General features: G+C 66.8%; 20 protein-coding genes. 15 read left to right on the top strand and 5 right to left on the bottom strand.

All coding sequences use genetic code 11. The features are described 5' to 3' along the window. Positions 1-332: 332 nt before the first annotated feature. From ACQKLX_RS06860 to ACQKLX_RS06850, 3 genes are all read left to right on the top strand, one after another. Positions 333-1,301: an ornithine cyclodeaminase family protein gene (locus tag ACQKLX_RS06860; protein WP_427360670.1), complete on the top strand. Its 969-nt coding sequence runs from the start codon at positions 333-335 to the stop codon at positions 1,299-1,301. Between the two features lie 84 nt (positions 1,302-1,385). Then, entirely contained in the window at positions 1,386-3,041 is a 1,656-nt protein-coding gene (locus ACQKLX_RS06855) for an acetolactate synthase large subunit (protein WP_427360668.1), read from the top strand. Between the two features lie 26 nt (positions 3,042-3,067). Beyond that, positions 3,068-4,450, top strand: a complete 1,383-nt coding sequence (locus ACQKLX_RS06850; protein WP_427360667.1) for an aldehyde dehydrogenase family protein — start codon at positions 3,068-3,070, stop codon at positions 4,448-4,450. A gap of 8 nt (positions 4,451-4,458) precedes the next feature. On the opposite strand, the gene ACQKLX_RS06845 is transcribed toward ACQKLX_RS06850, so the two are convergent. The 5 genes from ACQKLX_RS06845 to ACQKLX_RS06825 all read right to left on the bottom strand — a co-directional run bounded on the left by ACQKLX_RS06845 (position 4,459) and on the right by ACQKLX_RS06825 (position 8,335). After that, complete coding sequence (locus tag ACQKLX_RS06845; RefSeq protein WP_427360665.1) at positions 4,459-5,082, bottom strand: SCO family protein; 624 nt, start codon at positions 5,080-5,082, stop codon at positions 4,459-4,461. 32 nt (positions 5,083-5,114) lie between these two features. Further along, positions 5,115-6,176 carry a L,D-transpeptidase family protein gene (locus ACQKLX_RS06840; protein WP_427360663.1) on the bottom strand — a complete coding sequence of 354 codons (1,062 nt, stop codon included), beginning with the start codon at positions 6,174-6,176 and terminating at the stop codon, positions 5,115-5,117. Positions 6,177-6,309: 133 nt separating this feature from the next. Further along, complete coding sequence (locus tag ACQKLX_RS06835) at positions 6,310-7,224, bottom strand: cation diffusion facilitator family transporter (RefSeq protein ID WP_427360661.1); 915 nt, start codon at positions 7,222-7,224, stop codon at positions 6,310-6,312. Continuing rightward, positions 7,224-7,730, bottom strand: coding sequence for a signal peptidase II (gene lspA / locus ACQKLX_RS06830; protein ID WP_427360659.1), 507 nt, complete (start codon positions 7,728-7,730; stop codon positions 7,224-7,226). The genes ACQKLX_RS06835 and lspA overlap by 1 nt, the downstream gene beginning before the upstream one ends. After that, complete coding sequence (locus ACQKLX_RS06825) at positions 7,727-8,335, bottom strand: methyltransferase family protein (protein WP_427360688.1); 609 nt, start codon at positions 8,333-8,335, stop codon at positions 7,727-7,729. Before ACQKLX_RS06825 ends, lspA begins: the two co-directional genes overlap by 4 nt. Before the next feature lie 202 nt (positions 8,336-8,537). On the opposite strand from ACQKLX_RS06825, the gene ACQKLX_RS06820 reads away from it, so the two are divergent. The 12 genes from ACQKLX_RS06820 (at position 8,538) to ACQKLX_RS06765 (ending at position 20,132) form a co-directional block, all read left to right on the top strand. Continuing rightward, entirely contained in the window at positions 8,538-8,957 is a 420-nt protein-coding gene (locus ACQKLX_RS06820) for a MerR family transcriptional regulator (protein ID WP_427360686.1), read from the top strand. Positions 8,958-9,045: 88 nt separating this feature from the next. After that, a complete protein-coding gene (locus ACQKLX_RS06815; RefSeq protein WP_427360657.1) occupies positions 9,046-9,411 on the top strand; it encodes a hypothetical protein in 366 nt (121 codons plus the stop codon). A 183-nt stretch (positions 9,412-9,594) separates the two neighbouring features. After that, positions 9,595-10,089, top strand: coding sequence for a copper chaperone PCu(A)C (locus tag ACQKLX_RS06810; RefSeq protein ID WP_427360655.1), 495 nt, complete (start codon positions 9,595-9,597; stop codon positions 10,087-10,089). 172 nt (positions 10,090-10,261) lie between these two features. After that, positions 10,262-11,176, top strand: a complete 915-nt coding sequence (locus tag ACQKLX_RS06805) for a dihydrodipicolinate synthase family protein (protein ID WP_427360684.1) — start codon at positions 10,262-10,264, stop codon at positions 11,174-11,176. Continuing rightward, positions 11,176-12,345 (top strand): mandelate racemase/muconate lactonizing enzyme family protein, encoded by a 1,170-nt coding sequence (locus ACQKLX_RS06800; RefSeq protein WP_427360653.1) that lies wholly within the window; start codon positions 11,176-11,178, stop codon positions 12,343-12,345. Before ACQKLX_RS06805 ends, ACQKLX_RS06800 begins: the two co-directional genes overlap by 1 nt. A 27-nt stretch (positions 12,346-12,372) precedes the next feature. Then, entirely contained in the window at positions 12,373-13,644 is a 1,272-nt protein-coding gene (locus tag ACQKLX_RS06795) for an ABC transporter substrate-binding protein (RefSeq protein ID WP_427360651.1), read from the top strand. A gap of 189 nt (positions 13,645-13,833) precedes the next feature. Then, the gene (locus ACQKLX_RS06790; RefSeq protein ID WP_427360649.1) at positions 13,834-14,739 is read left to right on the top strand and encodes a carbohydrate ABC transporter permease; all 906 of its coding nucleotides are present in this window, start codon (positions 13,834-13,836) and stop codon (positions 14,737-14,739) included. Positions 14,740-14,749: 10 nt separating this feature from the next. Beyond that, entirely contained in the window at positions 14,750-15,580 is an 831-nt protein-coding gene (locus ACQKLX_RS06785) for a carbohydrate ABC transporter permease (RefSeq protein WP_427360647.1), read from the top strand. A gap of 10 nt (positions 15,581-15,590) precedes the next feature. Beyond that, positions 15,591-16,712: an ABC transporter ATP-binding protein gene (locus ACQKLX_RS06780; RefSeq protein WP_427360645.1), complete on the top strand. Its 1,122-nt coding sequence runs from the start codon at positions 15,591-15,593 to the stop codon at positions 16,710-16,712. After that, entirely contained in the window at positions 16,709-17,692 is a 984-nt protein-coding gene (locus ACQKLX_RS06775; protein WP_427360644.1) for an NAD-dependent epimerase/dehydratase family protein, read from the top strand. The genes ACQKLX_RS06780 and ACQKLX_RS06775 overlap by 4 nt, the downstream gene beginning before the upstream one ends. After that, entirely contained in the window at positions 17,632-19,371 is a 1,740-nt protein-coding gene (locus ACQKLX_RS06770) for an SMP-30/gluconolactonase/LRE family protein (RefSeq protein ID WP_427360642.1), read from the top strand. The genes ACQKLX_RS06775 and ACQKLX_RS06770 overlap by 61 nt, the downstream gene beginning before the upstream one ends. Beyond that, a complete protein-coding gene (locus ACQKLX_RS06765) occupies positions 19,368-20,132 on the top strand; it encodes an SDR family NAD(P)-dependent oxidoreductase (RefSeq protein ID WP_427360641.1) in 765 nt (254 codons plus the stop codon). Before ACQKLX_RS06770 ends, ACQKLX_RS06765 begins: the two co-directional genes overlap by 4 nt. Position 20,133: the final 1 nt, after the last annotated feature.

Below are 20,133 nucleotides of genomic sequence, written 5' to 3'. Positions count from 1 at the left end.
AGAGCGGCCCCGCCAGCGGCGGCGCCGTCTCGATGGCCGCTTTATAGGGGGACCCCGCTTCACCTGTCAACACACCAGATGAAAGTTTTTCGACAAAAGTGGATTCCGGCCTAAAGATGACGAATTTTCAATAGCTTAGCATTTAATCGGCAAATCGAGCCGGGCAAATCGGCCGGCCTTCAGCCAAATCGCGGTTCCCGCCGCCCGCTCCACGGGGAGCCGCCCGGCACCATGAGCTCTCCTCGGCCTTGCTCACCGCTTCTCCTGTGCTCATACCCAACGCCTATTGGCTTCCCGGCCATGTCCCCTGCCGTCACGGAGCGGTTCGAGCGATGAGCAATTCCCTCCTCTATCTCTCGCACAAGGACGTCGCGGCCTGTGCCGTCTCTCCGCGCGAGGCGCGCGCGGCCGTGCTCGGCGCCTTTCGCGATCATGCCGCCGGCCGCAACCGTAGCCTGCCGAAGAGCGCGCTCTCGCTCGGCCCCGGCCACGCCTTCCAGGCGATGGCGGCAGCCTCACAGGCGCAGGCGATCGCCACGGTGAAATGGGTCGCCTCCGCGCCGACGCAGCCGGGCAGCACCGTGCCGAGCGTGAGCGCACTGATCTGCGTCAGCGATTACGAGACCGGCGCCCCGCTCGCGATCCTCGACGGCGACGAGATCACGCTGATCCGGACCGCAGCCATGTCGGCGGCTGCCGCCTCGCTGCTCGCACCAACGACCCCGAGCACGATCGGCTTCGTCGGCTGCGGCCTGCAGGCCCATGCCCATCTCGCCGCCTTCCATGATCTTTATCCCGGCTTGGCGAACGCCCTGATGCTGAGCCGCAGCCGCGGTTCGTCCGAGCACCTGGCGGAAGCGGCCGCCGCCCTGGGGCTTGCCACCGAGATCGTCGACGATGCCGATGCACTCCTCGCCCGCAGCGACCTCGTCATCTCCATGGTGCCGGCGGCGCCGGGTTTGCGCCCCTTCCTCGATCCTAGGCGAATGAAGCCCGCCGCCTTTGCCGCTGCGGTCGACACCGGCCGAAGCTGGCGGCCCGAGGCGCTGCCTGGCTTCGATATCCTGGCCACCGACAGCCTCGCCCAATCGCAGTCGCCCTATGATGTCGACGGGCAGCCCGTCACCAGCGTCCGCTTCGGCCATGATCTCGCCGCGCTCTCGCTGACGCCGCCTGGCGACACCGGGACCAAGCGCTCGCTCTTCTGCTTCCGCGGCTTCGCACTCGCCGATCTCGCGCTCGCGCATCTTGTCCTGGAGAAGGCCCGCGCCGCCGGCATCGGAATATCCCTGCCGCGCTAGCAACGCTGCCATGCGCCGGCTTTCCCTTCGCGCTTAGGGAGCCTACCTTTCCCGGTATCGCAGCGGTCCGGATAGGCGAAGACGATGACGAAGGGTTCCGATCTCCTAGTGGCCGCCCTCGAGAACGAGGGCGTCGATCGCATCTTCGGCGTTCCCGGCGAGGAAAACCTCGACGTCGTCGAGTCGCTCCGGACCTCGAAGATCGAGCTTGTCCTGACCCGGCACGAGCAGGCCGCCGCCTTCATGGCCGCGACGCATGGCCGGCTGACCGGGCGTCCCGGCGTCTGCATCGCGACATTGGGACCCGGCGCGCTCAATTTCTCGACCGGGGCGGCCTATGCCCATCTCGGCGCCATGCCGATGATCCTGATCACCGGCCAGAAGGCGATCATGAGCGCCAAGCAGGCGCGCTTCCAGATCGTCGATGTCGTCGCCTCGATGAAGCCGCTGACCAAGATGACCCGGCAGATCGTCAGCGCGGCCAGTATCCCGGCGGTGGTGCGCGACGCCTTCCGCGTCGCGATGGAGGAGCGTCCCGGGCCGGTCCATCTCGAATTGCCGGAGGACATCGCCGGCGAGGACGTCGCCGATGTGCCGCTGATCCCGGTGCATCCGCTGGATCGGCCGATCGCTGATCCCAAGGCGATCGCCCGCGCTGCCGAGATGATCCTCGCTGCCAAGCGGCCGCTGATCATGATCGGCGCCGCCGGCAACCGGCCGCGGCTGGTCGAACCGCTTTCCGATTTCGTACGGCGGGTGAAGCTGCCCTTCTTCAACACCCAGATGGGCAAGGGCGCCGTCACCGGCGGCTCCAACCTCTATGTCGGCACAGCGGCCCTGTCCGAGGGCGACTATGTCCATCAGGCGATCGAGCGAGCCGACCTGATCATCGCGATCGGCCATGACACCGTCGAGAAGCCGCCCTTCCTGATGAAGAGCGCCGGCGGGCCGAAGGTGATCCATGTCAGCTACCAGTCGGCGACGGTCGAGCAGGTCTACCATCCCGATGCCGAGGTCGTCGGCGACATCGGCGCCACCGTCACGGCACTGGCGGAACTGCTGGGCGGCCGGCTCGAGGCCGATCCGGTCATGCTGGAGCTGCGCCAGAAGATCCTCGCCCATCTCAACGACCGGGCCGAGGAAGACCGCTTCCCGATCACGCCGCAGCGCATCGTCCATGACATCCGCGCCGTGATGCCAGAGGACGGCATGGTCTGCCTCGACAACGGCATGTACAAGATCTGGTTCGCGCGCAATTACCGCACCCATGTCGCGAACACGCTGCTGCTCGACAATGCGCTGGCGACGATGGGCGCCGGCCTGCCCTCGGCGATGATGGCGGCGATGCTCCATCCCAAGCGCCGGGTCATGGCGGTCTGCGGCGATGGCGGCTTCATGATGAACAGCCAGGAGATGGAGACCGCCGTCCGCCTCGGCCTCAACCTCGTCGTCGTCGTCCTCAACGACAGCGCCTATGGCATGATCCGCTGGAAGCAGGCGGTCGACGGCTTCCAGGACTACGGCATGAGCTTCGGCAATCCCGATTTCGTCGCCTATGCCCGGGCCTATGGCGCCAAAGGTTCGCGCGTCGGCTCTGCCGCCGAGCTGGTGCCGACGCTGGAGGCGGCCTTCAAGGGCGGCGGCGTCCATCTCGTCGAGGTGCCGATCGACTATTCGGAGAACACCCGCGTGCTCGTCGAGGAGTTGCGCAACAAGACGCCGGATATCGAGCTGGCCTGACCCGAGACCAAGCGAAGGAGATCACCATGCTGCAGGTCGTGCAGGCCTATGATCGCGCGCCGATCGAGGAGATCACCACTGATGACGCCGCAGTCCTCGAAGCCAAGCTGCAGGCGGCCGACAAGGCCTTTCGCGATCGCGACAACTGGCTCAAGCCCTATGAGCGGATCGCGATCCTGCGCAGGCTCGCCGAATTGCTGTCGGCCAAGCGCGACCATTTCGCCCGCCAGATCGCGCGCGAAGGTGGCAAACCGCTGACCGACGCGATCATCGAGACGACGCGCGCCATCGACGGCATCCACAACGCGGCCGACGAACTCAGGAATTTCGGCGGACGCGAGATCCCGATGGGGCTGACCCCGGCGGCCGTGAACCGCTGGGCCTTCACCACCAAGGAGCCGATCGGCATCGTCGCGGCTATCTCGGCCTTCAATCACCCGCTCAACCTGATCGTCCATCAGGTCGCGCCGGCGATCGCCACCGGCTGCCCGGTCATCATCAAGCCGGCGAGCACGACGCCGTTGTGCTGCCGCGACTTCGTCGCGCTGGTGCACGAGGCCGGCCTGCCGGAGGCCTGGTGCCAGATGTTCCTGCCGGAGACCAACGAACTCGCCGAGAAGCTGGTGACTGACCGACGCGTCGCCTTCCTCAGCTTCATCGGCTCGGCCAAGGTTGGCTGGTACCTGCATTCCAAGCTGGCGCATGGCGCGCGCTCGGCCCTGGAGCATGGCGGGGCGGCGCCGGCGATCGTCGACCGCAGCGCCGATCTCGACAGGATCATCGAGCCGCTCGTGAAGGGCGGCTACTACCATGCCGGCCAGGTCTGCGTGTCGACGCAGCGCATCTTCGTGCACGAAGAGATCGCCGATGCCTTCACCGAGCGGCTGGTGGCGCGCGTCGCCAAATTGCGTACCGGTGACCCCGTGCTGAAGGAGACCGAGGTCGGTCCGCTGATCCTGCCCAAGGAGGCCGACCGGGTCGCAAGCTGGATCGACGAAGCCGTGAAGGGTGGGGCCAAGCTCGCACTCGGCGGCAAACGCCTGTCCGAGACGACGCTGGAGCCTGCCGTGCTGCTCGACCCAGCCGCCGACGCGAAGGTCTCGCAACTCGAAGTCTTCGGGCCATTGGTTTGCGTCTATCGCTACAGCAAACTTGACCAGGCCATCGCCCAGGCGAATTCGCTCCCGGTCGCCTTCCAGGGCAGCGTCTTCGCCCAGGACATCGATATCGCCCTGCAGGTCGCCAATCGGCTCGACGCCTCGGCGGTGATGGTCAACGACCCGACCGCCTTCCGCACCGACTGGATGCCCTTCGCCGGCCGCAAGGAATCCGGCTACGGCATCGGCGGCATCCCCTACACCATGCGCGACATGACGCAGGAGAAGATGATCATCCTGAACCGGCGCTGAGGCGGCGCTCAGCGCTTCAGGAGCAGCCTGACCTTGGCGAGTGCCGACTCCTGCTCCTCGTGATAGTCGATCAGGCTGCGGAAACGGCCTTCGGCATCCATCAGATAGACAGAGGCGGTGTGGTCCATGGTGTAGCCGTCCTGCGTCGAGATGCGCTTGGCATAGGCCTTGTAGGCCTTCAGCGCCGCATCGACCTCTTCCTGCGTGCCGGAAAGCCCGACGATGCGCGGATCGAAGGATTGCAGATAGAGCGAAAGCTGCGCCGGCGTGTCGCGCTCGGGATCGACGGTAACGAAAAGCACATTAAGCTTGTCAGCCTCGGCGCCGAGCTTGCCGAGCAGGGTGGTGAGCTCGAACAGCGTGGTCGGGCAGACCTCCGGGCAATGGGTGAAGCCGAAGAAGACCAGCGTCGGCTTGCCGAGATAGTTGGCCTGCGAGACCTTGCGTCCGGTATGGTCGGTCGATGTGAAGGGACCGCCGACATCGGCCAGCGGGGTCGACACGACAGCGCCGGAGCCCGGCCTTCCGGGTCCGTCGACACGCCACCAGCCAAGCGTGATTGCAGCGGCAGCGAAGGCGACGAGGACGACAGCGCCCCAGGCGCCGTAACGAATGATCTTAAGGATCGGCATGGCGCCCTGTCTGGCCGCCCGCTTGCCCGGCGTCAACGCGACAAGATCGACCCGGTCACCGTCGCCTGCTGCGGCTCATCGTCACCGCCAGCGCCGTAGGGATCGGCCAGTGCCGCCTGCGGCGCGCTGATCTCGACCTTGCCGGCGACCATGGTCTGCATCCGCTCCGGCCCGATATTGCGCAGGAGCTTGCGGAAGCTCTGGTGCATGCCGCCATCCATCAGCGCATAGCTCATCGCCGGCATGCTGCCAGAGAGCTCGGCGAGGCGCGCTTCGTCGCGGGCGCTGCGCGCCGAGACCAGCGAGGCGACCTCCGGATCGGTCTCATAGGCCGGGCACGGCGCGCCTGGCACGAAAGCCGAAGCATTACCCGCCGGGTTGAAGACATAGCGGCCGCCGCAGGTCGCTAGCTTCGGCGGCTGGCGCGTCGCCTCGAAATGATCCGAGCCTTCCTTGAGGTTGCGCCAGAAAGCGATGTTCGGATTGCTGCGATGGCGCGCCATGTTCTCCGGCGTCATCCGGAAGGGAAAGGCCTGGACCTGGAAGCTGCGCTGCCCGCCGGCGAAGGCTTCGCGCGCGAGCCCGTAAAGTTCGGTGACGCCGTCATCGGTCATGGCGTAGCAGCCGGCCGAGGTGCAGGCGCCATGGATCATCAGGGCCGAGCCGGTATAGCCCTGCGCCTTCTCCAGCGCGTTCGGATAGCCGAGATTATAGGACAGATAATACGCCGATTTCGGATTCATCAGCTCCGGCGTCACCGTGTAGAAGCCTTCCGGCGCCTGCCGGTCGCCCTCGCGCTTCTTCGGGCCGAGCTGCCCGGACCAGCGGCACATCGGATAGGTCTTGAGCAAGGCATAACGGCCGGAGCGGTCGCGCTTCCAGACCTCGAGCTCGCTCTCTTTCTTGTAGAGGCGCACGACGATCGGGTCAGCCTGGCTCATGCCCTTCGCCGACATCTGCGAGACCAGCGCGGCCGGCAATGGCTGGTTTCCGCGGCCGTCGCCATCCATCCCGACGCAGGAGGACAGGGCAAGGGCGGCAACGCCGAGCAGCGCAAAGCGCCGGAAACGCCGGAAGAGAGAGAAGTCTGACATGGCTAAAATTATCGGCGTCTGGCGCTAACGACTCGTGAACGGGCTTCGAGCCCGCGCGACCCTGCAACCAAGGCGGCGATGAACGATTCCATGGTGCGGCTTTCAGCTTCTGCCTGTGTCGAAATTGCGATGGCTAGAGGCGCTGCTCGTGACCATCGGCCTGGCGGATCGCCTCGTCCTCGATCTGGATGGTGGTGTGCTTCAAACCGAACTCCTCGGCGAGCAGCCGGTTGGCTGCGACGAGCGTCGCCCGGGCCTCAGCCATATCGGCAACCACGATATGAACGCTCATCGCGTCGAGACCCGAGGTCAGCGTCCAGACATGCAGGTCATGGACGGCGTTGACGCCGGGCAGCGCCAACAGCGACTTTTCCAGCAAGGCGATATCGACCTCCGGCGGCGTGCCTTCCATCAGGATGTGGACGGCCTGCTTCAGCAGGATCCAGGTCCGCGGCACGATGAACAGGCCGATGCCGGCGCCGACGATCGGATCGGCGAGCGTCCAGCCGGTCGCCATCACGATCACGGCCGCGATGATGACGCCGAGCGAGCCGAGCATGTCGCTCAGCACCTCGAAATAGGCGCCCTTGACGTTGAGGCTCTCGGAGGAGCCGCCGGCAAGCAGCTTCATGCTGATCAGGTTGACGATCAGCCCGACGACCGCGACGGCGAGCATTGGCCCGCCAAGGATGGGCGGCGGGTTCCGGAAGCGCTCATAGGCCTCGTAAAGGATGTAGATGGTGAGCAGCAGCAGGACGACGGCGTTGGCCAGCGCCGACAGGATCTCCATCCGGACATAGCCATAGGTCCGCTGCGGCGTCGCCGGCTTCTCGGCGAAGCGGATCGCGACCAGCGCCAGAGCAAGTCCGCCAGCATCGGTCAGCATGTGGGCCGCATCGGCCAGCAAGGCGAGGCTGCCGGTCCACAGCCCGCCGATCACCTCGGCGAGCATGAAGGCGAAGGTCAGGCCGAATGCCGCAGCGAGCCGCGATTTATGGCGGCCGGCTGCGGTGCCGGCGCTGCCGCCATGCGAATGTCCGGCTCCCATCAGGATGCTCCTCTCGTAGTCTGGTCCGGCGTCCGGTTCATCCCCGGCAACGCGGCCAGCAGCATCAGCGCCACGCCGAAGGTCAGCGCGATGTCGGCGCCGTTGAAGGTCGGCCAGTGCCAATCGCCCCAGTGTAGATCGAGGAAATCGGTGACAGCGCCCTGGCGCCAGCGGTCGAGCGCATTGCCGAAGGCCCCGCCTGCCATCAGCGCCAGGCCGATACGCTCCAGGCGATGCCCGGCAAACGTCGCCCAGGCCAGCAGGCCGAAGCCGGCTGCGAACTTGAACAGGCCGAGCAGGCCCGGCCAGGCTTCGAGCGTCTCGCGGAACAGACCGAAGCTGACGCCGGTGTTGAAGCCGAGGCGCAGGTTGAGGAAGGGCGTGAGCTCGATCAGCCGGGGCGGATTCAGCACGACCTCCAGCATCAGCCATTTGCTGACCTGATCGAGCCCGGCTGCTGCAAGCGCGACGGCCGCAGCGAGGACAAACCTGCGCGACCAGCTCATGCAACTTCTCCGGCAACGCCGAGCCAGCGCCGGACGCGGGCCTTGTAGGCGAGATAGGGCCCACCGAGCGAAGCGGCGAGCACCCGCTCCTCGATCGCGACCTGCAGCCTGATCGCAATCAGCAGCGCCAGCGTGAGCGCCGCCTGGACGAGGCTCGGCAGGACGATGAAGAGACCGATGAAGAGCAGGGCCTGGCCGACGAAGACAGGGTTGCGCGAGATCGCGAACGGGCCGCTGTCGACGATCGCGCCCTGCTCGCCCTCGGCCGCGCCGATGCGCCAGGAGGCGCCCATATAGCGCTGCGACAAAAGCGCGATGCAGGCGCCGATGACGACGAGCAGATGGCCGAGCACGTCGAACCAGGGCCCGTCCAGCGTCGCCGCCAGCGGATCGCCCGTCACCGGATTGCCGAAAGCGGCGAGCCAGAGCGGCCAGAACACGGCTCCCACGAAGGCGAGACGGAAGAGCAGCGCCGGCAGCGTCTGCTTCTCCTGGCCCTTGCCGAACAGCCAGACCCGGTGGCCGGCCTCCTTTGCCAGGATCGCCGACATGGCGAGGAAGCTGACGACGTAGACCACGACCATCAGATAGCTGGCGATCTCCATGCCGGACACCGCAATACTCCTCTCGGACAGAACCAGGCGGCGCGATGGCGCGGCCGTTGCCCTGCTGCCTCGGAGCCGGTCGCCATGGCTCGTCCCCGCTTGACAGCGTCGCGTCGCCACTTACCTACAACCTATAGTCACTATAGCTTCAAGAGGGAAAATCATGCAGCCGGCGACAACCCTCGCAAAGGCCCTCGAACGCGTGGTGCCGATCGGGACGCTGGCCGAGCGAACCGGCGTCAAGGTCGAGACGATCCGCTATTACGAGCAAGTCGGCCTGCTGCCGGAGCCGGAGCGCTCCGAGGGCAACCAGCGCCGCTATGGCCGCGCCCATGTCGAGCGGCTCGCCTTCATCAAGCATGCGCGCGATCTCGGCTTCGCGGTCGAGAACATCCGCACCTTGTTGCGGCTTTCGGACACACCCGGCATGGCCTGCGACGAAGCGCATGCGATCGCCGCCAGCCACCTCGAGGACGTCCGCAACAAGATCGCGCGGCTGCGCTCGCTCGAAGCGGAACTCGCCCGGATCGCAACGGTATGCTCGGGTGGCGTCGCGGCGTGCGACTGCGCCGTGATCGAGGCCCTGGCCGACCATAGCCATTGCGAGCACCACGATCACTGAGACGTTCCGGCAAATTGACCCTGCCGGCAGCCATGCTATCGAAGCTGCAGGAGGGCCGGTTTTGTCCGCAGGATATCGCAAAGCAGGGATGAGACGCTGGGTCGCGCTGGCCGCGGCCTATCTCGTCGTGCTGCAGGCGATCTTCGCGGGCCTTGCCTCCGGCGCCAATGCCGCGAGTTTCAGCCTCGACCGCTCGCTGGCGATGACGCTCTGCGCCGGCGGCGACATCCCGGCGGGCCAGGGCGACGCCGCTGCGACGCATGAGCTGATGAGCTGCTGCATGCTCGGCTGCGCCTTCACCGGTGCCGGCGCGCCAGCCGCCCCGAGCAACTCCCTGCCAGTCGTGCATCGCGCCGCCGATCTCATTGCCTTCCAGCGCAGGCTCGACCTGCCATCAGGCTTCGTAGCCGGCCGATCCCCGGCCAATCCGCGCGCGCCGCCCGCCAGCCTCTGAGCTGGATGTTTCCGCGCGCCTCTGCGCCGCGACCAGCATCACCCTGACGGCCGATAACGGCCTCCATCCCATTCGATCGCGGCGGCAGCCTGCCGGCCGCGCGCTCCCGAACCAAAGCCGCCAAGCGCAGCGCCGAACTGGCCAAGACCCGCCTTTCCCTTTGATCACGCAAGGAACCTCGACATGAGCACATTCCGCTTCGCTCTGACCGCTGCCGCGTTCGCCTTGGTCGGCACGGCAGCATCCGCCCATGACTTCACCGTCGGTCCGCTGAAGATCGGCCATCCCTGGACACGCGCGACGCCGGCCGGCGCCAAGGTCGCCGGCGGCTATCTCTCGATCCAGAATACCGGCTCGGCCGCGGACAAGTTCGTTGGCGGCTCCTCCGAGATCGCCGGGCGGGTCGAGGTTCACGAGATGGGCGTGAAGGACGGCGTCATGACCATGCGCCCGCTGGACGCCGGGCTCGAGATCAAGCCAGGCGAGAAGGTCGAGCTCAAGCCCGGCGGCTTTCACATCATGTTCCTCGACCTGAAGCGCCAGCTCAAGCAGGGCGAAAGGGTCAAGAGCACCCTCACTTTCGAGAAGGCCGGCACGGTCGAGGTCGAGTTCGTCGTCGATGCGGTCGGTGCGCGCTCCTCCGGCGAAGCCGGTGCTGGCCAGCACAGCACTCACTGAGACTGTCGACCCACTTCACTTGAAGCGGTGCAATCACAAGACAGCCGCCGGGCGAAAGCCCGGCGGCTTTTTCATGCGCGCTTGACGATTTCGAGCCCGAGAAGTACGGTCCATATTAGAAAACAAATGATCCATAATATGGATCAACTGGAGGAACGCAGTGCTGCAGGGCATGCTCCCGGTGTTGCCGACGCCGTTCACCGAGGCTGGCGCTGTCGATCCCGAGGCGATGGCGGGGATCGTCGACTTCGCTATCGCAGGCGGCGTCGATGGCGTGGTGTTCCCCGGCTTTGCCAGCGAGGTCGACGAGCTCACTGCGGGCGAACGGGCGACGCTGTTGAAGGTTGTCGTGCAACGTGTCGGCGGGCGCGTGCCGATCGTCGCCGGGGCGAGCGCTCCGACCGCCCTCGAAGCGATTTCCCATTGCCGTGAAGCCCTCGCCAACGGCATCCACCATGTGATGATTCAGGCGCCGAAGAGCGTCGGCACGACGACGGAAGCGGTCTCGACCTTCTATGGCGAGATTGCCGCGGCTGTGCCTGGCATCGAGATCGTGCTGCAGAATGCGCCAGCGCCGCGCGGCTCCGACCTCAAGCCCGAAGCGATCCTCCAAATCGTCCGCGACAACCCCGCGATCAGCTATGTCAAGGAAGAGACGCTGCCGTCCGGCCTCGCCATCTCGGCGATCGCGGCCGGCAAGCCGGCGCACCTGAAGGGCGTGATCGGCGGCGGCGGGGCGCGCTACCTGATCGACGAATATAATCGCGGCGCCTGCGGCGCCATGCCGGCGGTCGAGCTCGCCGATATCCATGTCGCCATGGACCGGGCCTATCGCAGCGGCGAGATCGAGCGCGCGCGCGAGCTCTATATGCGCACGCTGCCGCTGCTGGTGATTCAGTTCAATTTCCGCATGGCCTTCACCAAACATGTGCTGACGCGGCGCGGCGTGCTGACCAACCAGATCGTGCGCGCGAAGGTACCGCCGATGGACGCCCTCGACGTCGCCGAAATCGACGCCTGGCTCGACACCTGCGCCGAGCTGATGAGCGTCGAGCCGCGCGAACCCAAGCTCGGCGGAGGCGCGTGATGGCCGAGCGCGTCGCCCGCGTCGAGGTCTTCTCGATCACCATCCCGCGCGAGACGCCCTATCTCGGCGCGCTACGCGAGGGCGAGCGCATCAACGAGCACGGCTACATCGTCCGTAAGGGCAATCGCACGGTCTATCCGACCGTCGACCGCACCGTCATCGTCCGGATCGAGACGGCAAGCGGCGCGGTCGGCTGGGGCGAGACCTATGGCATCGTCGCGCCCGGCGCGGCGATGGCGATCATCGACGACCTGCTCGGCCCCTTCGTCGTCGGGCGCGATCCGCGCGACGTCAGCGTCATCCATGACGATCTCTACGATTTGATGCGGGTGCGCGGCTATACCGGCGGCTTCTATCTCGACGCCCTCGCCGCGATCGATATCGCGCTCTGGGACCTCTGCGGCAAGCTCTCCGACTTGCCGCTGGTCAAGCTGCTCGGCGGCCAGAAGCATGAGCGTTTGCCGGCTTACATCTCCGGCCTGCCGAAGCCGACGCGGGCGGAGCGCGCGAAGTTTGCCGCCGAATGGCAGGCGAAGGGCTTCGACAGCTTCAAGTTCGCCGCCCCCGTCGCCGATGACGGCAATGTCGCGGAGCTCCGGACGCTGCGCGAGCGGCTCGGGCCGCAAGCCCGCATCGCCTGCGACATGCACTGGGTCCATACCGGCGAAGAGGCCGTCGCGGCAATCCGGGCAATGGAGCCGCACGATCTCTGGTTCGCCGAGGCGCCGGTGAGGCCGGAGGATCTCGACGGCCTCGCCCATGTGGCCTCGAAGGTCTCGACACCGGTCGCCGCGGGCGAGGAATGGCGCACGGTCTACGATCTCGTGCCGCGCGCCGCCCGGCGCGCCTGCGCGATCGTGCAGCCGGAGATGGGCCATAAGGGTGTGACCGAGTTCATGCGCATCGGCCTCTATGCCCAAGCGCATCACCTCAGGGTCATCCCGCATGCCACGATCGGCATCGGCCTATTCCTGGCGGCGAGCCTGCATGCGTCCTCGGCGCTCGCGGCGGTGGAGTGCCACGAGTTCCAGCATTCGATCTTCGAGCCGAACCGGAGGCTGCTCCTCGGCGACATGGATTGCAGCGCCGGCTTCTACCGTTTGCCGAGCGGTCCCGGTCTCGGCGTCGAGCCATCGAAGGAAGCGCTCAAGCTGCTGAAGCGGCTGTAGCGACAACAATCAAGGGAGGAGGAGACCATGACGAGGACAAGGCTTGCACTCTCCGCGGCTGCGCTCGCGCTCGCCGCCGGCTTTCTCCCCGGCGCCGCCTGGGCGCAGGGCAAGGTGCTGAAGTTCGTCTCCTGGCAGAAGGACGAGCGCGGCGTCGGCGACTGGTGGGGCTCGGTGATCAAGGAGTTCGAGGCGACCCATCCCGGCGTCAAGATCGAATGGACCAAGGTCGAGCGCGGCGCCTATGCCGACACGATGACGACGCTGTTCGCCGGCGGCAAGCCGCCGGATATCGTCCACCTCGCCTCCTTCGAGTTCCAGAAATTCGCCGATAATGGCTGGCTGGAGCCGCTCGACAGCTACATCAAGGACGCGAAATTAGACCTCAAAGGATGGGCCGGGCAGGACACCTGCAGCTGGAACAAGCAGACCGTCTGCACGATGATGCTCTATTTCGGCTACATCTTCGCTTACAACGAAGAATTGCTGAAGAAGGAAGGTCTTGCCGTCCCGAAGACCTATGTCGAATTCCTCGCTGCGGCGCAGAAGCTGACCAAGGACCTCAATGGCGACGGCATCGTCGACCAGTTCGGCACCGGCCACGAGACCAAGGGCGGCGGCGGCCAATACATGAGCGAGATGATGAACTACACGCTCGATGCCGGCGGACGCTGGACCAATGACGCCGGCAAGGTGACGATCAACACGCCCGGGATGATCGAGGGCCTCGCGCGCTGGAAGACCATCGTCAAGACCAGCCTGACCCCGCGCGACTTGGCCGCAGGCGAGGTCCGCCAGATGTTCGCCGACGGCAAGATCGCGATGAAGACGGACGGGCCCTGGCTCTACCCGATCATCCAGAAGGGCAAGGCCAAGGACCAGATCAAGCTCGGCATGGTGCCGTTCAAGCCGCCGGTCGGTGGCTCCTCGAACGTACTCGGCATCGCTGCCGATGCGCCGAAGGAGAACAAGAAGCTGGTCTGGGACTTCATCGCGATCGCGACCTCGGACAAGTTCCAGTCGAGCTATGCGACGCTGGGCGCCTCGCCGCCGCCTAGCCCACGCGCCGACACCTCGGCCGCGACCAAGGACACGCCGCATTTCGACCTGCTGGTCCAGGCGACCAAGGCGGCCGCCGACGCCAAGGTCGACCGCATCCCGAAGGGGCTGGAGCTGCAGTTCAACGAGTTCGCCAAGATGGTCATGGAAGAGTCCCAGCGGATGATCATCCAGGACCTCGACCCGAAGGCGGTGGCGGCGACGATGCAGGCCAAGGCCGAGGCGCTGCAGAAGCAGTGAGGCACAGCGCGGGAACCCCTCTCCCGGATGGGAGAGGGGCAGGGGTGAGGGACCGCCGCTGATCATTAGGTCGAAGCGGCACCGTTGCGCCTTCTACGGATAGGGCAGGCCCTCATCCCTGCCCTTCTCCCACACGGGAGCAGGGTTCCCCGCGCCCCTGCTGACAAGAGAGACGGGAGACGGACCGCCATGCCCCGATCAGCCTTCCTCGATCTCGCCCGCCCGAGCCGGCGGCACTGGCTCGGCTACCTGCTGCTGGCGCCGGCGGTGCTGCTGATCGCGCTGATCATCGTCTATCCGCTGTTCGTCTCGGTCGATCTCTCCTTCCAGAACGTCAACATCGCCCGCCTAGATCAGCCGCGCCGGCCGTTCACCACCGCCAATTACGAGCGGCTCTTCGCCTCCGAGGATTTCTGGAACGCCTGCTGGGTGACGTTCAAACTCGTCACCATCGTCTCCTTCTTCTGCTTCCTGCTCGGCCTTAGCACCGCGCTGCTGGTCAACAACCGCTTCAAGGGCCAGGCGCTGGCGCGGCTGCTCGTCGCCCTGCCCTGGGCGATCCCGGAAGTGATCGCGGTCGTGATCTTCGCCTGGCTGTTCGATTCCTCCTTCGGGCTGATGAACTGGCTCTTCATCAAGCTCGGCCTGGTCGACCAGACGATCAACTGGTTCTCTTCGCCGGACGCAGCCTTCGCCGTGGTCTGCACGGTGATGGTCTGGAAGGGCTATCCCTTCGTCTCGATCATGATGCTGGCCGGGCTGCAGTCGATCCCCGAGGATTTCTACAACGCCGCCAAGGTCGACGGCGCCCGCGCCTGGCAGCGGCTGATCCACATCACCATCCCCTCGCTGATGCCGGTGATCGGCGTCACGCTCGTGCTGGTGATGCTCTGGGTCTTCCGCGACTTCTCGATCATCTACGTGCTGACCGGCGGCGGGCCGCTCAAGGCGACGCAGTCGCTCTCGATCATGACCTACGAGCAGGCCTTCGGCTTCTTCAAGATGGGCTACGCCTCGGCCATCGGCGTCATCACCCTGATCGTCTGCGTGATCGCGAGCCGGCTGATGATCGCCCGCGCGCCGGACAATATCTGAGGAGGCGGCGATGAGACGGAAAACGACACGTCACGCCCTGCTCTATGCCGGCGTCGCCCTGACCAGCGCCATCCTGGTCTTCCCGATCTACTGGCTCGTCGTCACCGCGCTCTCCGAGCCGAGCCTGCTCCGGCAATTGCCCCCGAGCTTCTGGCCGGCCGAGCCGCGCTGGGGCGTGTTCGGGCAGATCATGGCGGATAAGCCGATCCTGCTCTGGCTCGGCAATTCGGCGCTGGCGGCGATCGGGGCGGTGAGCCTGTCCATGGTCGTCTCGGTGCTCGCCGGTTACAGCCTGTCGCGCTTCCGGGTGCGTGGCGGCCAGTCGCTCGGGCTCTTCATCCTGACCGCCAAGATGCTGCCGGCGACGCTGCTCGTCATCCCGCTCTTCGGCATCTTCCGCAGCCTCGAGCTGATCGGCAGCCTGTGGTCGATCATCCTCGCCCACGCCACGCTGATCATCCCCTTCACCACCTGGATGCTGAAGGGCTATTTCGACACGATCCCGCGCGAGCTCGAGCAGGCGGCGATGGTCGACGGCTGCTCGCCGCTCGGCGCCATGGTCCGTGTGATCCTGCCGGTCTCGGCGCCGGGGCTCGCGGCGACGGCGCTCTACGGCTTCGTCCTGTCCTGGTCGGACTATGCCTATGCCCGCACCTTCCTGACCAACGCCCAGGGCAACTGGACCGCCAATCTCGGCATCACCACGATGAAGGGCGAGTACATCTCGAACTGGAGCGACATCTCCGCCGCCTCCATCCTCGTCGCCCTGCCGATCCTGCTCATCTACCTCTTCCTCGAACGCTATCTCGTCGGCGGCCTGACGGCCGGGGCCGAGAAGTAAGAGAACCCGCATGGCTGGAATCCGCATCGACAGCGTCACCAAATCCTATGGCGGGCTCACCGTCCTCAAGGCGTTCTCGCTCGACATCGCTGATGGCGAGTTCGTCGTCCTCGTCGGGCCATCCGGCTGCGGCAAGTCGACCATGCTGAAGATCCTCGCCGGGCTGGAAGAGGCCTCATCCGGCACGATCGCGATCGGCGAACGGGACGTCACCGACCTCGCGCCGGGCGACCGCGACATCGCCATGGTCTTTCAGAACTATGCGCTCTATCCGCATCTCACCGTGCGAAAGAACATGGGCTTCGGCCTGAAGATGCGCGGCACCGATGCCGGCGAGATCGACCGGCGGGTCAACGAGGCCGCCAAAATCCTCGGCATCGACCATCTGCTCGAGCGGCGGCCGCGCGCGCTCTCCGGCGGCCAGCGCCAGCGCGTCGCGCTCGGCCGGGCGATCGTGCGCGAGCCGCAGGCCTTCCTGATGGACGAGCCGCTCTCCAATCTCGACGCCAAGCTGCGCGTGCACACCCGCGCCGAGATCAGCGCCCTGCACAAAAGGCTGCGCGTCACCACGATCTACGTCACCCATGACCAGACCGAGGCGATGACGATGGCCGACCGGATCGTCATCATGAAGGACGGCGTGATCCAGCAGATCGCCTCGCCCGACGTGATGTTCCGCGAGCCGGCCAATCTCTTCGTCGCCGGCTTCATCGGCTCGCCCGGCATGAATTTTTTGAAGGCGAAGGCACTGGCCACCGGCGCAGGCGTGACCGCGAAGCTGTTCGGCCACGATGTGGCGATGCCTATCGCAAATGCCGCCGCGCTCGCCGGCAAGGAGATCGTCGTCGGCCTCCGGCCCGAGCATATCTCCGCTGGGCCGGGGCCGGTCTCTTTCGCGGTCAGCCCGCGGCTGATCGAGAGCCTCGGCAGCGAGCAATATGTCTATGTCGACCTCCCCGAGGAGCATCGCCGCGAGGCGAGTTCCGGCGGCGAGGATGAGTCACGACGAACCTCGCTGATCGCGCGCCTGATCAATCCGGAGCCGCGACCGCCCGAGGCGACGCTGACGCTCTCCTTCGACCCGGCGCGGCTCCACGTCTTCGATGCCTCCAGCGGCGAGGCGATCCGATGAGCACGCTCCTGGTCACCGGCAGCGCCGGGCGCGTCGGCTCGCGCGTCGCGCGGCAACTGCTCGACAAGGGCCATCGCGTCACCGGCTTCGACCTGCGCACCAGCGGGATCGATCATGCGGCCTATCGCGAGGTGCTCGGCGGATTCGACGACCGCGCTGCCGCAAGGGAGGCCGTGCAAGGCGCCGAGGCGATCCTGCATCTCGGCGCCTTCATGTCCTGGCTGCCGGCCGATCGCGACAGGCTGTTCACCGCCAATGTCGAAGGTACGCGCGTGCTGCTGGAAGAGGCCGCAGCGGTAAAACCGAAGCGCCTCGTCTTCGCCTCCTCCGGCGAGGTCTATCCCGAGAACGTGCCGGATTATCAGCCGATCGACGAGGACCACCCGCTGAAGCCGCGCTCGCCCTATGGCTTGAGCAAGCTGCTCGGCGAAGAACTAGTGCGCTTCTTCGAGCGGACCAGCGGCACCCCGGCGACCATCTTGCGCTTCTCGCACACGCAGGATGCCAGCGAACTGCTCGATCCCGGCAGCTTCTTCTCCGGCCCGCGCTTCTTTCTGCAGCCGAAGATCAGGCAGCAGGAGAGCTTCGGCAACGCCGCTGCCGTCGCGGCGCTGCGCGCCATCGACGACGGGCGCGAGGCCTTGGTGCTGTCGCGCAACGAGGCCGGCCGGCCCTTTCGCATGCACATCACAGACACCCGCGACATGGTCGCCGGCATCCTGCTGGCACTGTCGAACGAGCGCGCTGCCGGCCGCACCTATAATCTCGGAGCGACCGAGCCGGTCGACTTCGCCGCCGCGCTGCCGATGATGGCGCAGTTGACGGGACTGCCGTTGAAGACCATCGACCTGCCGGGCGCCGGCGTCTTCTATGAGACGTCGAACGCCAGGATCCGGACCGAACTGGGGTACGAGCCGCAATGGACCTTCGAGCGCATGATCGGCGAGGCGGCGCGGGCGCGGGCGAAGCGCGCGTCCTGACGCCGGACGAGCGCGACGTCCCGACCGGCGCAGCCGCCCTCGCCAAGGGCCTCTATCTGCTCGACGTGATCGGCGAGGCATCGGCGCCGCCGCGTTTCCGCGACCTGCAGGCCGCGACCGGCCTGCCCAAGGGCACGCTGGCGCGCATGCTCAACACGCTGCTGACCTTCCGCCTGATCCGGCACGAGGAGAGCGACAACACCTACAGGCTCGGCCACCGCCTGTTCGAGCTCGCCCATCGCGTCTGGGAATCCTTCGACCTGCGCGGGGCGGGAGCGCCGGCGCTCGACCGGCTCGCCGAGGAGACGCGCGAGACCGCTGCCCTCTGCGCCATCGACAATGGCGAGGTTCTCTATATCGACCAGCGCAGCCGCGGCGGCCCCTATGGCTTCCGCATCGAGATCGGCCGGCGCGCCCCGCTGCATTGCACCGCCGGCGGCAAGGCGCTGCTCGCCTTCGTCCAGCCACATGAGCAGCGCGCCCTGGTCGACCGGCTGAAGCTCGAGCGCTTCACGCAGACCACCATCACCGAAGAGGAGGCGCTCGCCGCCGACCTCGCTCTGACCCGGGCGCGTGGCTACGCGGTCTCGCAGGAGGAGCATGTCGCCGGCGTCGCCTCGGTCGCAGCGCCGATCTTCGACCATACCGGCCGGGCCGTGGCGGCGATCGGCGTGTTCGGCCCGTCCTCGCGGCTGACGCGCGAGCGGCTGCACACCACCGGCCGCGACCTGATGGCGGCTGCGAGGCAGATCTCCGGCAATGTCGGTGCGACGCAGATGAACATTTCTCCGGCGCCGCGCTCGGCCCGCCCCGTCGATCCGAGCGTGCAATGCGTCCTGCCCTGGGGGGCGCATCTCGCCGAAGGTCCCTATTGGTCGGCCGGAGAGCAGCGGCTCTACTGGGTCGACATCCTCGCGCCCTCGGTCAACCGCTTCGATCCGGCAACCGGCAACAATGAGGAGGTGACGCTGCCGCGACTGGTCAGCGCCGTGCTCGGCCGCCGCGGCGGCGGGCTGGTGGTGCTGACGCAGGAGGGGCTGGAAGCCTTCGACTTCGCCAGCGGCCGGCTGACGCCGCTCACCGATCCCGAGGCCGACATCCCCGACAATCGCTTCAACGACGGCAAATGCGACCGGCAGGGCCGGCTTTGGGCCGGGACGATGCGGCTCGACGCCAGCCGCGCTTCCGGCTCGCTCTACGCGATCGCGCCGGACCTCAGTTGGCAACGACAGGAAAGCGGGCTCACCGTCGCCAACGGACTCGACTGGAGCCCAGACGGACGGAGCTTCTACTTCGTCGACTCTGCCCATAGCCGCATCTATGCCTACGCGTTCGACGCGAAGACCGGCACGCTCGCCGATCACCGCGTCTTCGCCGAGGTCGCCGGCCGGCCGGACGGGCTCGCGGTCGATGCCGAGGGTTTCGTCTGGTGCGCGATCTGGGATGGCTGGTGCCTGCATCGCTATGCGCCGGACGGCCGGCTCGATCGCGAGGTCTGGCTGCCGGTGCCACGCCCGACCAGCCTCGCCTTCGGCGGGCCGGACCTGAAGACGCTGTTCATCACCACGGCGCGCATCCGCCTGCCTTCGCGGGTGCTGGCCGAGGCGCCGTTCTCCGGCGGGCTCTTCACCTTGCCTGTCGATGTGCCCGGCCTGCCCGCGGCGGAGTTCGGCGGGTGAGGGTCGAAGCCAGCTATCCCGATCTCGCCGGCAAGGCGGCGCTGGTCACAGGCGGAGCCGACGGCATCGGCCGCGCCATCGTCGAAGCCTTGGCACGGCAGGGCAGCAAGGTCGCTTTCCTCGATATCGACGCCGAGCGCGGCGAGCGCCTGGCCGCCGAGCTCACGGCAGCCGGCGGCACCGCCTCGTTCCATCGGGTCGACCTGCGCGACATCCCGGCGACGCAAGCAGCGATCGCGGCGGCGCGCGCCCTGCACGGCCCCTTCGCCATCGGCGTCAACAACGCCGGCCATGACGAGCGGCACGATTTTGAGGCGATGACGGAAGCCTATTGGGACGACCGCCTTGCGGTGAACCTGCGGCCAATGATGTTCGTCGCGCAGGCATTGACGCCGGACATGCGCGGCCTCGGCGGCGGCGCTCTGGTCAACCTGTCTTCGACTTCGTGGATGAAGGGCTCGCTGCACATGATCGCCTACACCACGGCGAAATCGGCGGTGATCGGCTTCACCCGCTCGCTGGCGCGGGCGCTCGGGCCCGACGGCATCAGGGTCAACTGCGTCACGCCGGGCTGGGTGATGACCGAGCGCCAGCGGACGCAATGGTGGACGCCGGAGAAGGACGCGGCCAACCAGGCGGCGCAGTCGCTGAAGGGCGAGATCCTGCCGGAGGACATCGCCCAGATGGTGCTCTTCCTCTGCTCCGACGTTTCGCGCATGTGCGCCGGCCAAAATTTCATCGTCGACGCCGGCACGGTCTGAC

Origin of the sequence: Allobosea sp. NPDC003192 (assembly GCF_050275675.1) — a bacterium.
GTDB lineage: Bacteria > Pseudomonadota > Alphaproteobacteria > Rhizobiales > Beijerinckiaceae > Allobosea.
Note: the sequence above shows the minus strand (reverse complement) of the source record. Positions and strands in the feature narration are given on the sequence as shown.

Bases quoted from the DNA above. Each gene is read 5' to 3' on its own strand.
- ACQKLX_RS06775 (WP_427360644.1), top strand. From the start codon at position 16,709: ATGAGCACGCTCCTGGTCACCGGCAGCGCCGGGCGCGTCGGCTCGCGC.
- ACQKLX_RS06785 (WP_427360647.1), top strand. From the start codon at position 14,750: ATGAGACGGAAAACGACACGTCACGCCCTGCTCTATGCCGGCGTCGCC.
- ACQKLX_RS06860 (WP_427360670.1), top strand. From the start codon at position 333: ATGAGCAATTCCCTCCTCTATCTCTCGCACAAGGACGTCGCGGCCTGT.
- ACQKLX_RS06810 (WP_427360655.1), top strand. From the start codon at position 9,595: ATGAGCACATTCCGCTTCGCTCTGACCGCTGCCGCGTTCGCCTTGGTC.
- ACQKLX_RS06800 (WP_427360653.1), top strand. From the start codon at position 11,176: ATGGCCGAGCGCGTCGCCCGCGTCGAGGTCTTCTCGATCACCATCCCG.
- ACQKLX_RS06790 (WP_427360649.1), top strand. From the start codon at position 13,834: ATGCCCCGATCAGCCTTCCTCGATCTCGCCCGCCCGAGCCGGCGGCAC.
- ACQKLX_RS06845 (WP_427360665.1), bottom strand. From the start codon at position 5,082: ATGCCGATCCTTAAGATCATTCGTTACGGCGCCTGGGGCGCTGTCGTC.
- ACQKLX_RS06805 (WP_427360684.1), top strand. From the start codon at position 10,262: ATGCTCCCGGTGTTGCCGACGCCGTTCACCGAGGCTGGCGCTGTCGAT.
- ACQKLX_RS06780 (WP_427360645.1), top strand. From the start codon at position 15,591: ATGGCTGGAATCCGCATCGACAGCGTCACCAAATCCTATGGCGGGCTC.
- lspA (WP_427360659.1), bottom strand. From the start codon at position 7,730: ATGAGCTGGTCGCGCAGGTTTGTCCTCGCTGCGGCCGTCGCGCTTGCA.
- ACQKLX_RS06770 (WP_427360642.1), top strand. From the start codon at position 17,632: ATGGACCTTCGAGCGCATGATCGGCGAGGCGGCGCGGGCGCGGGCGAA.
- ACQKLX_RS06855 (WP_427360668.1), top strand. From the start codon at position 1,386: ATGACGAAGGGTTCCGATCTCCTAGTGGCCGCCCTCGAGAACGAGGGC.
- ACQKLX_RS06850 (WP_427360667.1), top strand. From the start codon at position 3,068: ATGCTGCAGGTCGTGCAGGCCTATGATCGCGCGCCGATCGAGGAGATC.
- ACQKLX_RS06815 (WP_427360657.1), top strand. From the start codon at position 9,046: ATGAGACGCTGGGTCGCGCTGGCCGCGGCCTATCTCGTCGTGCTGCAG.
- ACQKLX_RS06835 (WP_427360661.1), bottom strand. From the start codon at position 7,224: ATGGGAGCCGGACATTCGCATGGCGGCAGCGCCGGCACCGCAGCCGGC.
- ACQKLX_RS06825 (WP_427360688.1), bottom strand. From the start codon at position 8,335: ATGGAGATCGCCAGCTATCTGATGGTCGTGGTCTACGTCGTCAGCTTC.
- ACQKLX_RS06840 (WP_427360663.1), bottom strand. From the start codon at position 6,176: ATGTCAGACTTCTCTCTCTTCCGGCGTTTCCGGCGCTTTGCGCTGCTC.
- ACQKLX_RS06795 (WP_427360651.1), top strand. From the start codon at position 12,373: ATGACGAGGACAAGGCTTGCACTCTCCGCGGCTGCGCTCGCGCTCGCC.